Genomic DNA, 16,068 nt, shown 5'->3' on the forward strand with positions numbered 1-16,068 from the left:
GCACAGCAAGCCCACAATCATGGCGATTTTGGCGCAGCCGACCATGTGATGGCGCCGGAGACGACCAGCACGATTGCGGCGGTGATCGAGGCGAGGAAGAAATCGCCGGACATCTGCGCCAGAAATCCGGCGGCGACCGGCCCGATTATCTGGCCAAGGCCGAACGCAGCCGTCATCAGGGCAAAGATCCGGCGCGGCGCGCTTGGCGCCTGCTGCCGGGCAGCCTGCAGGCCAAAGGCGGTAATGGCGATGAAGGTGCCGCCGAGCAGCACGCCGGCAAGCAGCGGCCCGGAGGCTCCGCCGATGGCGACGCTGGCGGTGACGCCGGCAACTTCGATGAAGCACGCCAGCGCATAGGCGGCATAGAGGCCGGTCCGGGCCGCGATCTTCTGCCAGAGCCAGACCGAGGGAAAGCCCGCAAGACCGGCGACCATCCACACCATGGCCTCGAAGACGCGGCTGCCGCCGCCTTGCCGGACGATGGCGACCAGGAATGTCGCCGTCACCACATAGCCAAAGCCGAACAGGCCGTAGGCGATGATGACCTTGACCAACGACCGGTCCATCCGCAGTGCCGGCTCGCGGGCGACTTCGCCGTTGCCGAGCGGACCCTCGTTGACCAACAGAGCGACGAGGACGAAACCGCAGGCCGAAATCGCCGCCGACCACAGCCAGCCTGCCGCCCAGCCCGAATGCTCGGCGACCAGCACCGCCATCATCGCCGCCGATGCCGCGATGCCGAGCCCGACGCCGCCGAAATGCCAGGCCTGCAGGTCGTTGCGACCGGCAGCCGCGATATGGCTGAACACGATGCTGGCCATGAAAACCATGACGAAGGCGCTGGCCAGACCGGCCAGAAAGCGGATGGCGAGAAAGGCGGCCATCGCTTCGGTCAGCCCCATCAGCGCGGCAAGGACCGCACTGGCGCCAAGCCCCGCCAGCATCAGCAGGCGCTCGCGCCCATGCGCCCAGCCGCCCGCCGCTGCCAACGCACCGACGAGGTAGCCGAGATAATTGGCCGACGCGATCCAGCCGGCATCGGCAGGCGACAGATGCAATTCCTGCATCATGCCAGGCAGGATCGGCGTGTAGACAAAACGGCCGATGCCCATGGCGACAGCCATGGCAATCATGCCGGCGAAAGCGAAACGCAGCGCTGTCGAGGTGGCCGATGTCATTGCACTGCACAATAAGTGCAGGGATCGCTGAAACAATCGCCATCTGTTGGGCCAGTGTGTGCGCGGGGCGTGGTGATCGCTTCGACTTTCCCCAAGCCGAACGCTTGGCGCCTGCTCAGCAGCGGCCGCCGGCGCGCAATAGAACTGTCTCGTGCACTGTCCGCCGTGCCGTCAGCCTGAACGGCACATCGCCCAGTTCGCGCTCCGACATGGTGTTCAGCACCGGATGCGAAAGCGGATCGATCAGCCATCTCTGCGCCTCGCTGTCCCGGCGCGGCTCATACGGCCTGCTCGCAGTGAAAAAGACCTTCAGCGACGACGACAAAATCCCTAGCATTTCCGGCTCCACAGGTCTGTCTCTCCCGACAAAATCTGCCGTTTCGACATGCCTTTCAATTGAGATTTCAGCCGGATCAGTTTAGAAAAACTCAATGGCCATGCTCAACCGCGTCCATCTCAACGGCCTCCGCGCCGTCGAAACCGTTGCCCGTCTCGGATCACTGGCGGCGGCGGCCGGTGAACTCAACGTTTCCGTCAGCGCCGTCAGCCAGCAGATAAGCCGTACCGAAAAACAGCTCGGCCAGGCGCTGTTCGAGCGAACGGCGAGCGGTCTGGTGCTGACCGAATTCGGCGCCGTCTTCGCGGCCCGCCTTGGTGCTGGATTTCGTGAGCTTTCCCAGGCCGTGGCGCTGGCCGACGAGACTACGCAATGCACATTGGTGGTTTCGGTGGCGCCGGCCTTTGCCTCGAAGTGGCTGTTGCCCAGACTATCTCGCCACTTCGACCGGCATCCCAACGTGCTGCTGCGCATCGACGCTTCGGTGCGGCTGGCCAATCTCGATCACTCGGACATCGACATCGCCATTCGGCTTGGCGACGGCAAATGGCCTGGCGGGCGAACGGAACTGCTTTTGGCGCAGGAAGTCTTCCCGGTCTGCGCGCCGGCGATCGCCCAAAAACTGAAATCGATCGAGGACCTTGCCCAGACCTGCGCTATCACCGACGAGCGAGCGATGATCAACTGGGAAAGCTGGTTCGAGACGGCCGGTGTCCCGCCTGTCACCTTCCTCAAGGGTGCGCGTTTCACCGACCCGATGCTGTGCCTGGAATCGGCGATTGCCGGCCATGGCGTGATGCTGGGCTGGCAATTGCTTGCCGCGGATGCGCTGGCCGACGGGCGGCTGGTGGCGCCTTTCGGAATCCGCGCCCAGAGCGGGCTCGGCTATTGGCTGGTGACCTCGTCCGTCAGGGCGGAAAGCCGCAAGGTCCGGGATTTCAAACTCTGGATCAGGGAAGAGATCGAGGCAACCATGGCGCGGTTCGGGTCCGCAAACGCTGAACCCGCCGGCGCGATCGCGGTGGAAAGCACCGCGCCGCCGCTCTATGGTAGGTCGGACATCAAACTACGACAGGCAGGATCATGACCACACATTCGCGCGGCGTTTCCGCATCGATCGACCCGGTGAAGCTCGACAGGCTGGCGGAAGTCGCCATCAAGGTCGGACTGCAATTGCAGCCGGGCCAGGATCTGGTGCTGACATCCTCCATTGCGGCGCTGCCGCTCACCAGGCGGATCGTCGAGCACGCCTACAAGGCCGGCGCCGGCCTGGTGACGCCGATCTTCAACGATGACGAGATGACGCTGGCACGCTACCGCTTCGGCGCCGACGCGAGCTTCGACCGCGCCGCCGGCTGGCTTTATGAGGGCATGGCGAAGGCCTTTTCCAACAATGCGGCCAGGCTTGCCGTACGCGGCGAGGATCCGTCGCTGCTCTCCGCACAGGATCCGGCAAAAGTGGCGCGTGCCAACAAGGCCAATTCGATGGCCTACCAGCCGGCGCTGGAAAAGATCACCGGCTTCGACATCAACTGGAACATCGTCGCCTATCCGGACCTCGCTTGGGCCAAACAGGTCTTCCCCGGCGATGCGGACGATGTTGCGGTCGTGAAGCTCGCCGATGCAATCTTCGCCGCCTCGCGGGTCGATGTGGAGGACCCGATCGGCAACTGGAAAGCGCACAACGCAGCGTTGCGCAGCCGCACCGAATGGCTCAACGGCCTTAATTTCCACGCGCTGCACTTCACCGGACCCGGCACCGACCTGACGGTTGGGCTGGCGGACGGCCATGAATGGATGGGCGGCGCCTCGACCGCCAAGAACGGCATCACCTGCAACCCCAACATCCCGACCGAGGAGGTCTTCACCACGCCGCATGCAAGGCGGGTCGAGGGTCATGTCTCCTCGACCAAGCCGCTGTCCTACCAGGGCACGCTGATCGACGACATTTCGGTGCGTTTCGAAGAAGGCAGGATCGTAGAGGCCAAGGCTTCAAAGGGCGAGGACGTGCTGAAGAAAGTGCTCGACACCGACGAAGGTGCCCGCCGCCTCGGCGAGGTGGCGCTGGTGCCGCATTCCTCGCCGATCTCGGCGAGCGGCTTGTTGTTCTTCAACACGCTGTTCGACGAGAACGCCGCCTGCCACATCGCACTCGGCCAATGCTATTCGAAGTGCTTCGTCGACGGCGCCTCGCTCAGCCAGGACGAGATCGCGGCGCGCGGCGGCAACAAGAGCTTCATCCACATCGACTGGATGATCGGCTCGGACAAGATCGACATCGATGGCGTCCACAAGGACGGCGCCCGCGTGCCTGTCATGCGCAAGGGCGAGTGGGCCTGAGGGTTCCAGCCGAGAGGTGTGATGGCCTTCAAGATCGCGGTCAAGCGTATCTACGAGCCGCCCGCTGCCGATGACGGGCAGCGGGTTCTGGTCGACCGTATCTGGCCGCGCGGCGTCAGCAAGCAAGACGCCGCGCTGACGCTGTGGTTGAAGGACATCGCGCCGAGCGACGAGTTGCGCAAATGGTTCGGACACGAGGCGGTGCGCTGGGCGGAGTTTCAGGAGCGGTATCGCGCTGAGCTGGATGGGAATGGCGCGGCGGTGACTCAGTTGCGAGGCCTGCTGGGTAACGGCAAGGTGACGCTGCTCTATGGCGCGCATGATGAGGAGCATAACAATGCGGTAGCGCTGGCGGGGTATCTCAGCGCAAGAGCTCACAATTAGCCATCGTTAGCCAGACCTTCGTCATCCTCGGGCTTGACCCGAGGATCCATGCCGCGACCTCAGTCGAAAGGCGCAGCGGAGCAGAATCTGCACCGTTGCAACACGGATAGATCACGGAGCCACTGCTTGGAGATGTCGCAGCCGACATAGTTCTGCATTATCATGTCCACGCCTCTTCCTGTGGTGCGGGGTCTGCTGCTAACAGCCCCGTGCAACTGTTCAGGTTGATGGTTCACCGGTGGGAAGGGACCGAGCCATGCCACGGCCTGTCCTCGAAAGGACGACCAGGATCCTGTCGGTCTCCTTCCCACCTCAACCATAGCATGACAAAAACACACAGGATCCTATGGTCTGCGCCGCGTCGCTTCGCTCCTAGCTCCGCCATAGGATGACGAAGTGGGGGGCATCCAGCGCCCTACTTCCCCACCGCCTGCTCATAAACATCCGGCTTGAAGCCGACGAAAACTCCGTCGCCGACCTCCAGAACCGGCCGCTTGATCATCGTCGGTTTGGCCAGCATCAGCGCCTTGGCCTTCTTTTCGTCGAGCGATAGCTTTTCCTTGTCCGGCAGCTCGCGAAATGTGGTGCTCGCCTTGTTGAGCAGCTTTTCCCAGCCGACCTTGCTAACCCAACCATCCAGCCGCTTGGCGTCCAGCCCCTCTGCCCTGAAATCGTGAAACCGGTAGGCAATTTCATGGCCCTCAAGCCAAACGCGCGCCTTCTTGACCGTGTCGCAGGTGGTGATGCCGTACATGGTGATCGTCAAAACAGTGGCCCTTCGGATTTCGAATCTGACCGCAGATTAAGGACGCTCTGCGCGCTTTGCCAGCGCTCTCCGGCGTGCCTTGCTTTTGCGCTTGCATATACTAAGGATTTTTCCTAAGTGTTGCCGAGCCGATTTTTGCCGGCGCCCAGGGACCGACCATGACAAGCCTTCAGACCGCAACTCCCAGCCCTCCGCCAATTGATGGCATCTTTCGCGCGTTGTCAGACCCGACGCGACGACGCGTTGTGGAGCGGCTGAACCGCAGCCCCGCTTCGGTCAGCGAGCTGGCGCAGCCTTTCGAGATGGCGCTGCCGTCCTTCATCGAGCACCTCAAGGTGCTTGAGGTCTGCGGGCTGGTGCGCTCGCAAAAGACCGGCCGGGTCAGGACCTATGAACTGGCAGCCGAGCCATTGAAGCTCGCTGAAAACTGGCTAGCCGAACAGCGCGCGCTGTGGGAGCGCCGCCTCGACCAGTTCGACGCCTATGTGATGACCCTCAAGGAGACAGAAAAATGATCTATCCCCTCCAGCCGGATCCCAGACTGGACCTTGTGCTCGAGCGCGTCATCGATGCGCCGCGCGAATTGCTGTGGCGCGCCTTGACGACGCCTGAGCATGTCAAGCAATGGTTCACGCCTAGGCCTTGGATGATCACCGACTGCGAGATCGACCTCAGGCCGGGCGGGCTGTTCCGCACGCGCATGCAGTCGCCCGACGGCAAGGAGGTCAACGACCGCCATTGCTGCTATCTCGAAATCGTGCCGAACGAGCGGCTGGTGTGGACGGATGCATTGTTGCCGGGTTACCGGCCGTCAGGGGAACCCTTCATCACCGCTGTCATTTCCTTGCAACCGGACGGCCGGGGCACGCGCTACACCGCCACCGCGATCCACCGCGACGAGGCGACCCGCAACAACCATGAAGAGATGGGCTTCTTCGACGGCTGGGGCACGGTGGCCGATCAGCTTGCGCAGTATGTGAAGACGATCTGATCTTCCCACATGACGGCCAGGAGTTGTCTTGGCCGTCATGCTTGTTTTCAACCCGGCAGCGAAGAGAGCAGTCTCCCGGTGGCATTTCCGCCTCAATAATAGAAGCGCTCTTCGGTGATCTTGCCGTTCTTGACCGTGTAGAGGCCAACTTCATCCATGGTGACGCGCTCGCCGGTGGCCTTGGGCGTGATGTCGAACTTGAAGCGCACCGCGAACTGGTCGCCGTTGACATAGGGACCCTCGACCGATCCACCATGCACTTCATTGTTCTCCTGCCACCACTGGCCCTTCTGCCTGAGAGCCTCCTTGCCATGGGAGATGGCCATCGGCCCCGCCATGGCTTCGAGACTGACGATATCGTCGGCGTTGTACTTCTCGGCAGCAGCTTCGTTATCGCCCTGCCTGAGCAGTTCGGTGAAATCCTTGGCAATTTCCGCGATAGTCATTTGTGTTCCTCCTGTTCAGACGCACTGCAAATAGGGAACGGCTCGCTGGCCTGCCATCGTCGGACCGCGCGGTAGCTGACAATACGTGTCACCAGCTTGCGGACTACGATGCCAACGTCAGAGGCCAACGGTCCAGGAAGAGGTACTTTGTCAGACCGCGCAGGCTGTGAACAAAGATGAAGTCATGGGCAACGAAGCTGATCGGTTCGATAGGCTGCTGAGGGATGAACTTTTGATCGTAAGCAAGTGTCAGATGCGGAACGAAACGATCCGACGCTTTAAGCCCATTCCTGAGCATCTCGACACCAAGCAATTTGTGAAGTTCGAAAACCGGTCCATCATCGGCGAGAAGCACAAATGGGCGATGAGGTGGCCTGCCCCTCGTTGCCGGGCGACCGGGAAAGCTGCCGACGTGGCCAAACGTGACCTCGAAAGCAGGTATGTGGACACGCTGGCCCGATCGTGACCCTGCAAAGACGGTCTTGGACCGTAGCCGCCTGTAGTCGCCAGCATGCTGCAGGCTCAGATGGAACCGTTCAACCGACAGCAGCGATCCAGCTATTCCGTGTTGATGACAAAGCTGGGTCTGCAGATCGGCGAACGGGCTATAGTCCTTCTGCTGCAAAAACAACCCGAAGAAGGCACGATCCGGTCGTTTCGGCTGCCACGTCGGCTCTGGAATTCCGAAATCAAATTCGCCTTGCAGATACATACGCATACGCTCGACAAGGAACGCTCCTGCTTTTCCTCTATCTTTAGAACAAAACAGGAACAATTCTTGGAGTCAAGCGTGGATTTGATCCGGTGCGGCTAGCCTGGCAGCACCGGGCAGTTGGCACCACGGCGCAGGCTGATATGCGCCACGTCGCCGACGCTGAATTGAAAACCCTCGGCCTGGCGCGGCGCGTCGATGACGACAGGCGCGCCCTGCCCGAGTTCGGCATGCAGGCGCAGCGTGCGGCCGTGAAAGACGACGCTGTTGACGCGCGCCGGTGCGGTGCCGGGCGCGGCCTCGGTCATCGCCAGCAAATCCTCCGGGCGCACGCCGATGGTGCGGGTAGCGCCCTCGGCAGGTGCCTCGCCGGTTTCAGAAATAGCCTCCAGCGGCAGGGTGCCGGCGGTGAAACGCAAGCGATCGCCATCGCGGCCGACAAACCGTGATTGCAGGAGATTCATGGTGCCGATGAAGCTCGCCACAAACTTCGTGGCAGGCCGGTCATAAAGTGTGGCCGGCGGTGCGATCTGCTCGATGCGGCCCTTGTTCATGACGACGATGCGGTCGGAAATCGACAGCGCTTCGGTCTGGTCGTGGGTGACCATGACGAAGGTGGTGCCAAGCCGCGACTGCAGCCGCTTCAGCTCAACCTGCATCTGTTCGCGCAGATGCGCGTCGAGCGCCGACAGCGGCTCGTCGAGCAGCAGCACGCGCGGCTCGCAGACGATGGCACGCGCGAGCGCGACGCGTTGGCGCTGGCCGCCAGACAGTTCGGAGACGCGGGCGCCAAGCTTGTCGGCGAGACCGACCATGTCGAGGGCCTCGCCGGTGCGCTTAGCCTGCTCGCTGCCTGAAAGCTTGCGCAGTGAGAGGCCGAAGCCAACATTTTCGGCGACATTCATGTGCGGGAACAGCGCGTAGTCCTGGAACACGGTGTTGACCGGCCGGTCGAACGGCCGAAGCGCCGTGATATCGCGACCATCGAGCAGCGCCTTGCCGCTCGACGGGCTTTCGAAGCCGGCGATGACGCGCAGGCTGGTGGTCTTGCCGCAACCCGACGGCCCGAGCAGCGTGATGAACTCGCCGCTGATAATGTCGAGATCGACAGCGTCGAGTCCGACGATGCCGCCGGGAAAGATTTTTGAGACCGCCTGCAGCCGCACAAGTGGATCAGGCGCCATCGCGAACCTCGGAGGGCTTCGTGGTGTTGACCCAGAGGATCTGGCAACGCTCGGCGCCCGGATTGCGGAAGGCATGTAAAAGCGTGCTCTTGAAGGCAAAGCTGTCGCCCGCCTTCAGCCCGTATTTCGTCGAATCCACCACCAGTTCGACCTCGCCGGCCAGCACGAAGCCGAATTCATGGCCGGCATGTGCATAGGCCTCGGCCGTGCCGCCGCTGGCTTCCACCGTTACCAGCATGCCGGTCAGCGTCGCGCCCGGGGGCGACAGCAGCGCCTTGGCGATGCCTTCCGACTTCACCGGAATCGCGCGCCGCTTGTCGGCGCGCACGCAATAGAGGTCGTTGACGGCATCGTTGCCGTCGGCGATCAGCGCCGACGGCTCGATACCGAGGGCGGCGGCGAGCGGCCAGATCACCTTGACGCGCAGCGAGGACATGCCGCGCTCGATCTGGCTCAACGCACCGATCGACACACCGGCTTTTGCCGCGAGATCGGCCAGCGACAAATTGCGCTCGAGCCGCAGCGCCCGCACGCGCCGGCCGACCCGCACATCGGCATCGTCCTTCGGCTTTTCAGCCGCTTCGTCCAGCATGTCCATCGGTCGGTCCTCGTCTTGTTCCCTTCTCCCCTTGTGGGGTGAGAAGCGGTTCGCGCAGCGAACGAAAAGCCAATTGCTTGGCTTTTCGAGCTTCGAACGCCCTGAGCCTGCGAAGAGCCGGGCGTGGTTAGTCGATCCACCCGGCCGGGTCCCCGCTGCTTCGCAGCGTCCCGGCGTTCACCGGCCTTTCATCGTGCCACTGGCACGATGAATTCGCTTTACGCGAACCGGCTGCTCACCCCACAAGGGGAGAAGGGGGAACTTTATCCCCCCGCCTTCACCTTCTCGAACATCTTGGCGAGGTCGTCATTCTGTTTCATCGGTCCGGTGAAGATGGTGGTCTTCAGCATCACCTCCGGGTCGGACGGCAGCTGCAATTTCTCCAACTCCTCCTTCGGCACCGCCGCGAAGGCCGAACTGGTCGAGCTGCCATAGCCGTAGGCCTCGATCAGGTATTTGCCGGAATCCGTCTCCAGCCGGCTGTTGATGAAGTCATAGGCGAGATCGACGTTCTTGGCGTCCTTGAGCATGACGAAGCCGCACGCCCAAGTCAGCATGCCTTCCTTCGGCTTCATGAACTCTACCGGCACGCCCTGTTTCTTCAGCGAGGTGGCGGACGCGTTCCAGGTCATGGCGGCGACCAGCTGGCCGCTGGCCAGCGCCTGTTCTACCGAGGTCATGTCGGTGGTGTAGTTGGAGAGAAGCGGGCGCTGCTCGCGCAGCTTCCCGGCCACCTTGTCCATTTGCTCTGGCGTCATGTCGAACGGATTGACGCCGGCGAGCAGCGCGGCAACGACAGGCGTGTCATGCACCGCGTCGATCGTCGCCATGCGACCGGCATACTGCTTGTCCCACAAAAGATTCCAGCTCGCTTCCGGGTTCTTCACCAGATCGGTGCGGTAAAGGATCGAGGTGTTGCCCCAGTCCCATGGCACCATCCAGACCTTGCCGTCGCCGGCCTGCAGGTCTGGCAGGTTCTTGAACACCGGGAAAATCGAATCCCAGTTCTTGATCCGCTTGGTGTCGATCGGCTGCAGCAGGCCTTCCTTGTTCCAGCGCGCCACCTTGTCATAACAGGGATGCGCGATGTCGGGGCGGAAGCCGGCCTTGACCTTGGTGAAGGCGTCATCGTCGTCACCGAAGATGGAGGCCTCGACGCCATCGGGATGCGCGGCAAGGAAGCTCTTGTTGAAATCGGGCAGTTCGTAGCCCGACCAGGTGAAATATTGCAGCTTGTCGCCGGCGAAAGCGACGGTCGACGACAGCGCCAGCGCGAACGCCGTCAATCCAGCGCAAACAGTCTTTGCAGAGATCGATTTCAGGTCGAATGCCATTGCAGTTCTCCTCTCTTGGTTTGTTTTGGTTGTGATGGATCCGCGGGCTTTGGCGCCGTGGCGGACAGGCCGCGATGGCGCAGGATTTCGGCTGCTGCGGCGATGACGAAGGACACCGCCAGGATCGACGTGCCCAGCGCCATCACCGTCGGCAGCGATTTGGGGAACCGAAGCTGGCTCCAGATGTAGAGCGGCAGCGTCGGCTCGGTGCCGGCCAGGAAGAAGACGACGATGAATTCGTCGAAGGAGATCAGGAAGGCCAGCATGAAGGCCGAAATGATGGCCGGCAGGCTGAGCGGCAGCATGACCCGCCGGAAGGTCGTCCAGTCGGAGGCGCCGAGATCGAGCGCCGCCTCGCGAATGGTTTTCGGGATGGCGGCGAAGCGGCTGCGCATGATCACCACGGTCGTCGGCAACGCCACCAATATGTGGCCGAGAACGATGGCGATGCGCGATGGCCCCAGACCGATGAGGTTGATGAGGATCAGCAGCGATATGCCGACGATGACGCCGGGGATCAGGATCGGCAGCCGGGCGATGGCGCTGATGGTGGCAGCCAGCGGCGAGCGGCCATAGAGGTCCATGTAGGACACGGTGATGCCGCACAGCGTCGCACCCGTGGCGGCAATGGCACCGATGGCGAGGCTGTTCAAGAGCGCGCCGGTCAGCGCCGAATTGCCGAACAAGGTCGCGTACCATTGCAAGGTAAAGCCTTGTAGCGGAAACGCCGCCTGGATCGAGTTGTTGAAGGAAAACAGCGGGATCAGCAGGACCGGCAGATAAAGAAAGACCAGATAGGCGACGACGTAGACGCCAAGCCAGCGGCCGCCTCCCTGCGTGCGTGCAGTGCTCATGTGCGGCTGCCAAATCTGCGGTCGGCGAAGCGCGCGACCAGCACCACGCACAGGATGACCAGCATGACGGCAACGGAGAGTGCGGCGCCAAACGGCCAGTCATTGGCCTTGCCGAATTGCGCCTGGATCAGCGTGCCGATCATGGTGCTGGCCGGGCCGCCGACGAGCGCCGGCGTGACATAGTCACCGACCGTCGGCACGAAGACGACAAGGGCTGCCGCCAGCACGCCCGGCATCGAATTGGGCAGCACGACCCGGCGGAAAGAGGTGAATGGCCGCGCGCCGAGATCGGAGGCGGCCTCGATCAGCGATTTCGGGATGGTGTCCAGCGCCACGTAGATCGGCAGGATGGCGAAAGGCGCATAGGCGTGTGCGAGCGTAACGACGACGGCGGCCGGCGTGTTGAGAAAGGCCAATGTCGGCTCGGACCAGATGCCGCTTTCGATCAGCGCCGAGTTCAAAACGCCATTGTAGGCGAGCACGATCTTCCAGGCGAAGACGCGCAGGAGATAGCTGGTCCAGAATGGCAGCGTCACCAGGAACAGCAGCAGGCCGCGCCGCCGGCCGGCGTGGAAGGCAAGATAGTAGGCGACGGGATAAGCGGTGACGACCGTCGCCAGCGTGACCAGAGCGGCAATGATCAGCGAGCGCAGCGTCACCGTCCAGTACAGCGGATCGGACGCCACGGTGACAAAATTCGCCACGGTGAAGCCGGCGCCGAGCAGCGAACCGTCATTGCCGCGGAAGGCGAGAAAAAGCACCAGGCCGAGCGCAAACAGGATCAGCAGGAAGGTGACCAGAGCGCCCGGCAGCAGCATGGCGACCCGGAAGCCCTGAGAAGACCGGGCCTCTGGCGCTGATGTTGCAACTGGGGTCGACATCGACCTGCCTATCGGAAATTTGAAATTAGCTTAGATTTTTTCATATTCATGAAACTGTCAAGCGGAATCCCAACGGACCCCATTGACAGGAATAGCTTTGGTCAGCGCTCCAACGCATCGAGCAGCCGGTACCAGGCGATGGTCGCGGCGACGCCGATCTGGCGGAAGGCGTGAAACGGGATCGGTCGGATCGGCGAGACCGGGAAGGGCAATTGCCTGGCGTCGCCACTTTGGAGATAGCTGGCGATGCGCTCGCCAAGAGCGGTCATCAGGCCGACACCACGACCCTGGCAGCCGACCACGGCGAGCAGGCCTTTCTCCGGCTCGTGAATGTGCGGCAGGTGGTCCGGCGTCATCGCCACCCGGCCGAACCAGCGCTTCTCGATGGCGACACCGGACAGCGAGGGATAGAGTCGTACCAGCGCACGCTCGAGATGCGCCCAGTCGCCGGCGCTCGTCGGCAGCGCCATACGTCCCCGCCCCCCAAGCACCAGCCGACCGTCGGTGCTCTTGCGGTAGTAGACGAGGATGCGCCTGGAGTCCGACACCGCCTGCCCTTCCGGCAGGATCGTGGCCGCCAGATCGGGCGACAGCGGCGCTGTGGCGATCTGAAAGGAATGCAGCGGCACGATCGTCTGAGCGAGACCGGGGATCAGACCGTCCGTATAGGCGTTTGTCGCCAGCACGACCGCCTTTGCCTGCAATTCCAGGCCATTTTCGGTCACAATACGCCAAACACCGGCGGCATTGGCGAGCCGCACGACCCTTTGGCGCTCGGCTATCCTCACTCCAGCCGCGGTCGCGACCCGAGCAAATTCCGACGTGTAGGCGAGCGGATCAATGACACCGGCGCGGCGATCGAACCAGCCGCCGAGATAGCCCTGTGCACCGGTCCTGGCTGCGATCTCCGCTGCGTTCAGCAACTGGACATCGGCACCACGCGCCCGCCATTGCCGGTCTCGGTTCGCCGCCGCCTTCAGCGCGGCCTCGGTGTGCGCCGCCTGGATCCAGCCATTGCGGACGAACGGCACCGCCAGCTTCTCGTCGCGGATCAGCTCGAACACCGCATCGGCGGTCGACGCCGCAAAATTGACAAGCGCCTCGCCGCGCTCCGGGCCAAAATGCTCAAGCAGCCATTCAGGATCGTATTTCAGGCCGGGAATGACCTGGCCGCCATTCAAGCCTGATGCGCCCTGGCCGATCTCGCCGGCGTCCAGCACCTGCACCGACAGGCCAAGCCGGGCGGCATGCAAGGCGGTCGACAAGCCCATGATGCCACCGCCAACGATGGCGAGATCGACACGTTCGCCATTGGGAAGCGATTGAAACGTGGAAGCTGCCTGTGGCTTGCGCCAGATGGGATCGGAGAATGCTGTCGCCAAGGGTCACCTGAATGCGCTGCGATTGGTGAAAATCCTAGTCAGAATTTCACATTTTTGAAAGAGCACTCCGGCTTTCGTCTGTGGACTGCCGCCGAGACGATCGGAGACCCAGAGTTTCCGATCGTCCGCGACGGGATAGACCTTTGACGGGAATCCGGTGAAAGTGCCGCGCCGATCCGGCCAGCCCACTTTATCGATCACTCAGAGGACAGCGCGCTATGACGAACCCGACCCACCTGCCCACAGAGGGCCTTTTTGTCGGACGCGCCAGAAGCAGCGATGCCGCATACCCGCTGGTCGTCGCGGTGCGCGATGGCACGGCTTTCGACATCACGTCGCGAACGGCACCAACCATCCGCGACCTTTGCGAGATGGCCGACCCGGTTGCGCATGTCCGCTCGGCCGAGGGCAGGCCGATCGGGTCGCTCGATGACATCGCCGCCAACAGTTTTGAAACCGGGCGCGATTCCGCAAAACCCTACCTGCTCTCCCCTGTCGACCTGCAGGCGGTCAAGGCATCGGGCGTCACCTTCGTCGTCAGCCTGCTGGAACGGGTGATCGAGGAACAGGCGCGCGGTTCGGCTGAAAAAGCCGATGCGATCCGCGCCGACATTGCAGGACTGATCGGCCACGATCTGTCGAAGCTGAAGCCCGGTTCGCCCGAAGCGATGGAGATCAAGGCCAAGTTGATTTCGCGCGGCGCCTGGTCGCAATATCTGGAAGTCGGCATCGGCCCCGATGCCGAGATCTTCACCAAGTGCCAGCCGATGGCCTCGGTGGGCTTCGGCGCCGATGTCGGGCTGCACCCGGTGTCGACCTGGAACAATCCGGAACCCGAGATCGCCATGATCGCCGCCTCCAGCGGCAGGATCGTCGGCGCCACCATCGGCAACGATGTCAATCTGCGCGACGTCGAAGGGCGTTCGGCGCTGCTGCTCGGCAAGGCCAAGGACAACAATGCCTCGGCCTCGCTCGGCCCCTTCATCCGCCTGTTCGACGACACATTCTCCATCGACGACGTCAAGCGCGCCGTCGTGCGTCTGAAAGTCGAGGGCGAGGACGGGTTCTCGTTGGAGGGCGCAAGCTCGATGGCCGAGATCAGCCGCTCGCCGGAGGAACTGGTCGCCGCGGCGATGGGGCCGCACCACCAGTATCCGGACGGGCTGGCGCTCTATCTCGGCACCATGTTCGTTCCGTCCAAGGATCGCGGCGAGAAGGGCAAGGGGTTTACCCACAAGGTCGGCGACATCGTCACCATCTCGTCGGAAAAATTCGGTGCGCTGGTCAACCGGGTGCGGCTCTCGCCAGACTGCCCGCACTGGACCTACGGCGCCAGCCATCTGATGCGGGAACTGGCCAGAGCCGATCTGATCTAGCAACTGGTGTCGTCGACGCCCTGCCAGGGCGCTACGGACCTGGTCCCGCGGGCCTGGGATGGCCGTCGGCGTGTCCTTGTCGGCGCAGGCCGCGTTCGCACGACCCGAACAATCACACCAATTATCCGACAGTCGGAAAATCACCTCAACTGATGCAATCTGATGGGACTGCTGATGACGCCCCGTCAGGTCCCCACTACACCTGCAGATGGAGGCCTGGCAGATGGAGGCTTGCCATCCGTCGAAAAAGGGGATGCTCTGACGCATTCAACCGGCGCTGGCAAAAGACGCAGAACAAGGGACGGATTTTGAACTGACGATCTACAAACGGGAGGAAATCAAATGCTGACACGGCTAAGACTCGTTCTATACGGCCTGTTGGTGGCGCTGATGGTGATACCAGCAGCGGCACAGGCCAAGACGTTCTACTGGATTTCGCATGGCGGCCCGGCCGATCCGGTCTGGACCTACTTCCTGGCCGGCGCCAAGCAGTGGGCCAAGGACACCGGCAACACGGTCAACACCTCGTTCCACAATGGCGATGTCGCCTCGCAGCAGGAAGCGGTTCGCGCCGCCCTCTCCGCCAAGGCCGACGGCATCGTCACCACGAGCCCCGATCCGGGCAGCCTGGTCGAGATCGTCAAGGAAGCGCGTGCGGCGAAAGTGCCGATCATCAATTTCAACACGCCCGACCCGAAAGCCGACTTCAACGCCTATGTCGGCGGCGACAATGTCACGTTCGGCAAGCACTGGGCGCAGTATCTGGTCGACAAGGGCCTGGTGAAGAAGGGCGACTTCGTCTGGATGCCAGTCGAAATCCCCGGCGCCACCTATGGCGTGCAGGAAGAAGAAGGCATCAAGAGCGTCTTCGAGCCGCTCGGCATCACCTATGAAATCACGGAAGCCACGCTTGATCAGGCTGAAGTGATCAACCGCATGGTCGACTACCTCACCGCCAACAAGGCGAAGGTCAAGGCGATCATCGGCCTCGGCGATCTCGTCACCGGCTCGATCAAGCGGGTGTTCGACCAGGTCGGCATCAAGCCGGGCGAAATCCCGGTTGTCGGCTGGGGCAACTCGCTCGACACCACCCAGGAAGTGCTGAACGGCTATGTCAATGCCGGCCAGTGGCAGGACCCGCAGGCGACCAGCTATGTCGCGCTTTCGCTGGCCAATATGGCCGCCGGCGGCATTCCTCCGGGCTTCAACGTCATCACCGGCGCGCTCTACGAAAAAGACACCGCGCAGATCTACGATGACATCCTGTCCGGCAAGTAACATCCAATCCTAGCAGTCGCGGCCGCT

Annotated in this window: 18 protein-coding genes; 7 read left to right on the top strand and 11 right to left on the bottom strand. The window is 62.7% G+C overall.

The genetic code is table 11. The features are described from left to right. Positions 1–17: 17 nt before the first annotated feature. Positions 18–1,178, bottom strand: a complete 1,161-nt coding sequence (locus EN943_RS08265) for a YbfB/YjiJ family MFS transporter (RefSeq protein ID WP_127412227.1) — start codon at positions 1,176–1,178, stop codon at positions 18–20. A 115-nt stretch (positions 1,179–1,293) separates the two neighbouring features. Further along, the gene (locus EN943_RS08270; protein WP_127412228.1) at positions 1,294–1,515 is read right to left on the bottom strand and encodes a hypothetical protein; all 222 of its coding nucleotides are present in this window, start codon (positions 1,513–1,515) and stop codon (positions 1,294–1,296) included. Between the two features lie 94 nt (positions 1,516–1,609). Between EN943_RS08270 and EN943_RS08275 the strand changes: the two genes are divergently transcribed. The 3 genes from EN943_RS08275 to EN943_RS08285 are packed head-to-tail and all read left to right on the top strand — an operon-like array spanning position 1,610 to position 4,239. Beyond that, positions 1,610–2,602: a LysR substrate-binding domain-containing protein gene (locus tag EN943_RS08275; protein WP_127412229.1), complete on the top strand. Its 993-nt coding sequence runs from the start codon at positions 1,610–1,612 to the stop codon at positions 2,600–2,602. Continuing rightward, positions 2,599–3,855, top strand: a complete 1,257-nt coding sequence (locus EN943_RS08280) for an aminopeptidase (RefSeq protein ID WP_127412230.1) — start codon at positions 2,599–2,601, stop codon at positions 3,853–3,855. The genes EN943_RS08275 and EN943_RS08280 overlap by 4 nt, the downstream gene beginning before the upstream one ends. Positions 3,856–3,876: 21 nt before the next feature. After that, a complete protein-coding gene (locus tag EN943_RS08285) occupies positions 3,877–4,239 on the top strand; it encodes a DUF488 domain-containing protein (RefSeq protein ID WP_127412231.1) in 363 nt (120 codons plus the stop codon). A 415-nt stretch (positions 4,240–4,654) separates the two neighbouring features. Here EN943_RS08285 and EN943_RS08290 read toward each other — a convergent pair whose 3' ends face one another. Further along, positions 4,655–5,005, bottom strand: a complete 351-nt coding sequence (locus tag EN943_RS08290) for an ArsC family reductase (RefSeq protein WP_127412232.1) — start codon at positions 5,003–5,005, stop codon at positions 4,655–4,657. A gap of 158 nt (positions 5,006–5,163) precedes the next feature. Here EN943_RS08290 and EN943_RS08295 point away from each other — a divergent pair, with 158 nt between their 5' ends. Further along, entirely contained in the window at positions 5,164–5,520 is a 357-nt protein-coding gene (locus EN943_RS08295) for a metalloregulator ArsR/SmtB family transcription factor (protein ID WP_127412233.1), read from the top strand. After that, positions 5,517–5,996 carry an SRPBCC family protein gene (locus tag EN943_RS08300; RefSeq protein WP_127412234.1) on the top strand — a complete coding sequence of 160 codons (480 nt, stop codon included), beginning with the start codon at positions 5,517–5,519 and terminating at the stop codon, positions 5,994–5,996. Before EN943_RS08295 ends, EN943_RS08300 begins: the two co-directional genes overlap by 4 nt. Before the next feature lie 92 nt (positions 5,997–6,088). Here the strand turns inward: EN943_RS08300 and EN943_RS08305 are convergent, their stop codons facing one another. The 8 genes from EN943_RS08305 to EN943_RS08340 all read right to left on the bottom strand — a co-directional run bounded on the left by EN943_RS08305 (position 6,089) and on the right by EN943_RS08340 (position 13,387). Next, complete coding sequence (locus tag EN943_RS08305) at positions 6,089–6,442, bottom strand: nuclear transport factor 2 family protein (protein ID WP_127412235.1); 354 nt, start codon at positions 6,440–6,442, stop codon at positions 6,089–6,091. Between the two features lie 103 nt (positions 6,443–6,545). After that, complete coding sequence (locus EN943_RS08310) at positions 6,546–7,154, bottom strand: 2'-5' RNA ligase (RefSeq protein ID WP_127412236.1); 609 nt, start codon at positions 7,152–7,154, stop codon at positions 6,546–6,548. Positions 7,155–7,252: 98 nt separating this feature from the next. Next, complete coding sequence (locus EN943_RS08315) at positions 7,253–8,338, bottom strand: ABC transporter ATP-binding protein (RefSeq protein ID WP_127412237.1); 1,086 nt, start codon at positions 8,336–8,338, stop codon at positions 7,253–7,255. Next, a complete protein-coding gene (locus EN943_RS08320) occupies positions 8,328–8,936 on the bottom strand; it encodes a cupin domain-containing protein (protein ID WP_127412238.1) in 609 nt (202 codons plus the stop codon). The genes EN943_RS08315 and EN943_RS08320 overlap by 11 nt, the downstream gene beginning before the upstream one ends. A gap of 263 nt (positions 8,937–9,199) precedes the next feature. Then, positions 9,200–10,270: an ABC transporter substrate-binding protein gene (locus EN943_RS08325; protein WP_127412239.1), complete on the bottom strand. Its 1,071-nt coding sequence runs from the start codon at positions 10,268–10,270 to the stop codon at positions 9,200–9,202. Further along, complete coding sequence (locus EN943_RS08330) at positions 10,255–11,124, bottom strand: ABC transporter permease (RefSeq protein ID WP_127412240.1); 870 nt, start codon at positions 11,122–11,124, stop codon at positions 10,255–10,257. The genes EN943_RS08325 and EN943_RS08330 overlap by 16 nt, the downstream gene beginning before the upstream one ends. Beyond that, positions 11,121–12,005, bottom strand: a complete 885-nt coding sequence (locus EN943_RS08335; protein WP_127412241.1) for an ABC transporter permease — start codon at positions 12,003–12,005, stop codon at positions 11,121–11,123. Before EN943_RS08335 ends, EN943_RS08330 begins: the two co-directional genes overlap by 4 nt. A 101-nt stretch (positions 12,006–12,106) precedes the next feature. Beyond that, the gene (locus EN943_RS08340; protein WP_127412242.1) at positions 12,107–13,387 is read right to left on the bottom strand and encodes an FAD-dependent oxidoreductase; all 1,281 of its coding nucleotides are present in this window, start codon (positions 13,385–13,387) and stop codon (positions 12,107–12,109) included. 218 nt (positions 13,388–13,605) lie between these two features. On the opposite strand from EN943_RS08340, the gene EN943_RS08345 reads away from it, so the two are divergent. Both EN943_RS08345 and EN943_RS08350 read left to right on the top strand, forming a co-directional pair. Further along, positions 13,606–14,763, top strand: coding sequence for a fumarylacetoacetate hydrolase family protein (locus EN943_RS08345; protein WP_127412243.1), 1,158 nt, complete (start codon positions 13,606–13,608; stop codon positions 14,761–14,763). Positions 14,764–15,105: 342 nt separating this feature from the next. Beyond that, a complete protein-coding gene (locus EN943_RS08350) occupies positions 15,106–16,041 on the top strand; it encodes a substrate-binding domain-containing protein (RefSeq protein ID WP_127412244.1) in 936 nt (311 codons plus the stop codon). The last annotated feature ends 27 nt before the right edge of the window (positions 16,042–16,068 follow it).

The sequence above is a fragment of the Mesorhizobium sp. M7A.F.Ca.US.006.01.1.1 genome (genome assembly GCF_003997935.1).
In the GTDB taxonomy this organism is placed as follows: Bacteria; Pseudomonadota; Alphaproteobacteria; order Rhizobiales; family Rhizobiaceae; genus Mesorhizobium.

What these genes read in the sequence shown, in the direction of transcription:
- EN943_RS08300 (WP_127412234.1), top strand. Translation starts at nt 5,517, where the DNA reads ATGATCTATCCCCTCCAGCCGGATCCCAGACTGGACCTTGTGCTCGAG.
- EN943_RS08330 (WP_127412240.1), bottom strand. Translation starts at nt 11,124, where the DNA reads ATGAGCACTGCACGCACGCAGGGAGGCGGCCGCTGGCTTGGCGTCTAC.
- EN943_RS08325 (WP_127412239.1), bottom strand. Translation starts at nt 10,270, where the DNA reads ATGGCATTCGACCTGAAATCGATCTCTGCAAAGACTGTTTGCGCTGGA.
- EN943_RS08350 (WP_127412244.1), top strand. Translation starts at nt 15,106, where the DNA reads ATGCTGACACGGCTAAGACTCGTTCTATACGGCCTGTTGGTGGCGCTG.
- EN943_RS08295 (WP_127412233.1), top strand. Translation starts at nt 5,164, where the DNA reads ATGACAAGCCTTCAGACCGCAACTCCCAGCCCTCCGCCAATTGATGGC.
- EN943_RS08315 (WP_127412237.1), bottom strand. Translation starts at nt 8,338, where the DNA reads ATGGCGCCTGATCCACTTGTGCGGCTGCAGGCGGTCTCAAAAATCTTT.
- EN943_RS08335 (WP_127412241.1), bottom strand. Translation starts at nt 12,005, where the DNA reads ATGTCGACCCCAGTTGCAACATCAGCGCCAGAGGCCCGGTCTTCTCAG.
- EN943_RS08310 (WP_127412236.1), bottom strand. Translation starts at nt 7,154, where the DNA reads ATGTATCTGCAAGGCGAATTTGATTTCGGAATTCCAGAGCCGACGTGG.
- EN943_RS08285 (WP_127412231.1), top strand. Translation starts at nt 3,877, where the DNA reads ATGGCCTTCAAGATCGCGGTCAAGCGTATCTACGAGCCGCCCGCTGCC.
- EN943_RS08305 (WP_127412235.1), bottom strand. Translation starts at nt 6,442, where the DNA reads ATGACTATCGCGGAAATTGCCAAGGATTTCACCGAACTGCTCAGGCAG.
- EN943_RS08265 (WP_127412227.1), bottom strand. Translation starts at nt 1,178, where the DNA reads ATGACATCGGCCACCTCGACAGCGCTGCGTTTCGCTTTCGCCGGCATG.
- EN943_RS08280 (WP_127412230.1), top strand. Translation starts at nt 2,599, where the DNA reads ATGACCACACATTCGCGCGGCGTTTCCGCATCGATCGACCCGGTGAAG.
- EN943_RS08275 (WP_127412229.1), top strand. Translation starts at nt 1,610, where the DNA reads ATGGCCATGCTCAACCGCGTCCATCTCAACGGCCTCCGCGCCGTCGAA.
- EN943_RS08320 (WP_127412238.1), bottom strand. Translation starts at nt 8,936, where the DNA reads ATGGACATGCTGGACGAAGCGGCTGAAAAGCCGAAGGACGATGCCGAT.
- EN943_RS08345 (WP_127412243.1), top strand. Translation starts at nt 13,606, where the DNA reads ATGACGAACCCGACCCACCTGCCCACAGAGGGCCTTTTTGTCGGACGC.
- EN943_RS08270 (WP_127412228.1), bottom strand. Translation starts at nt 1,515, where the DNA reads ATGCTAGGGATTTTGTCGTCGTCGCTGAAGGTCTTTTTCACTGCGAGC.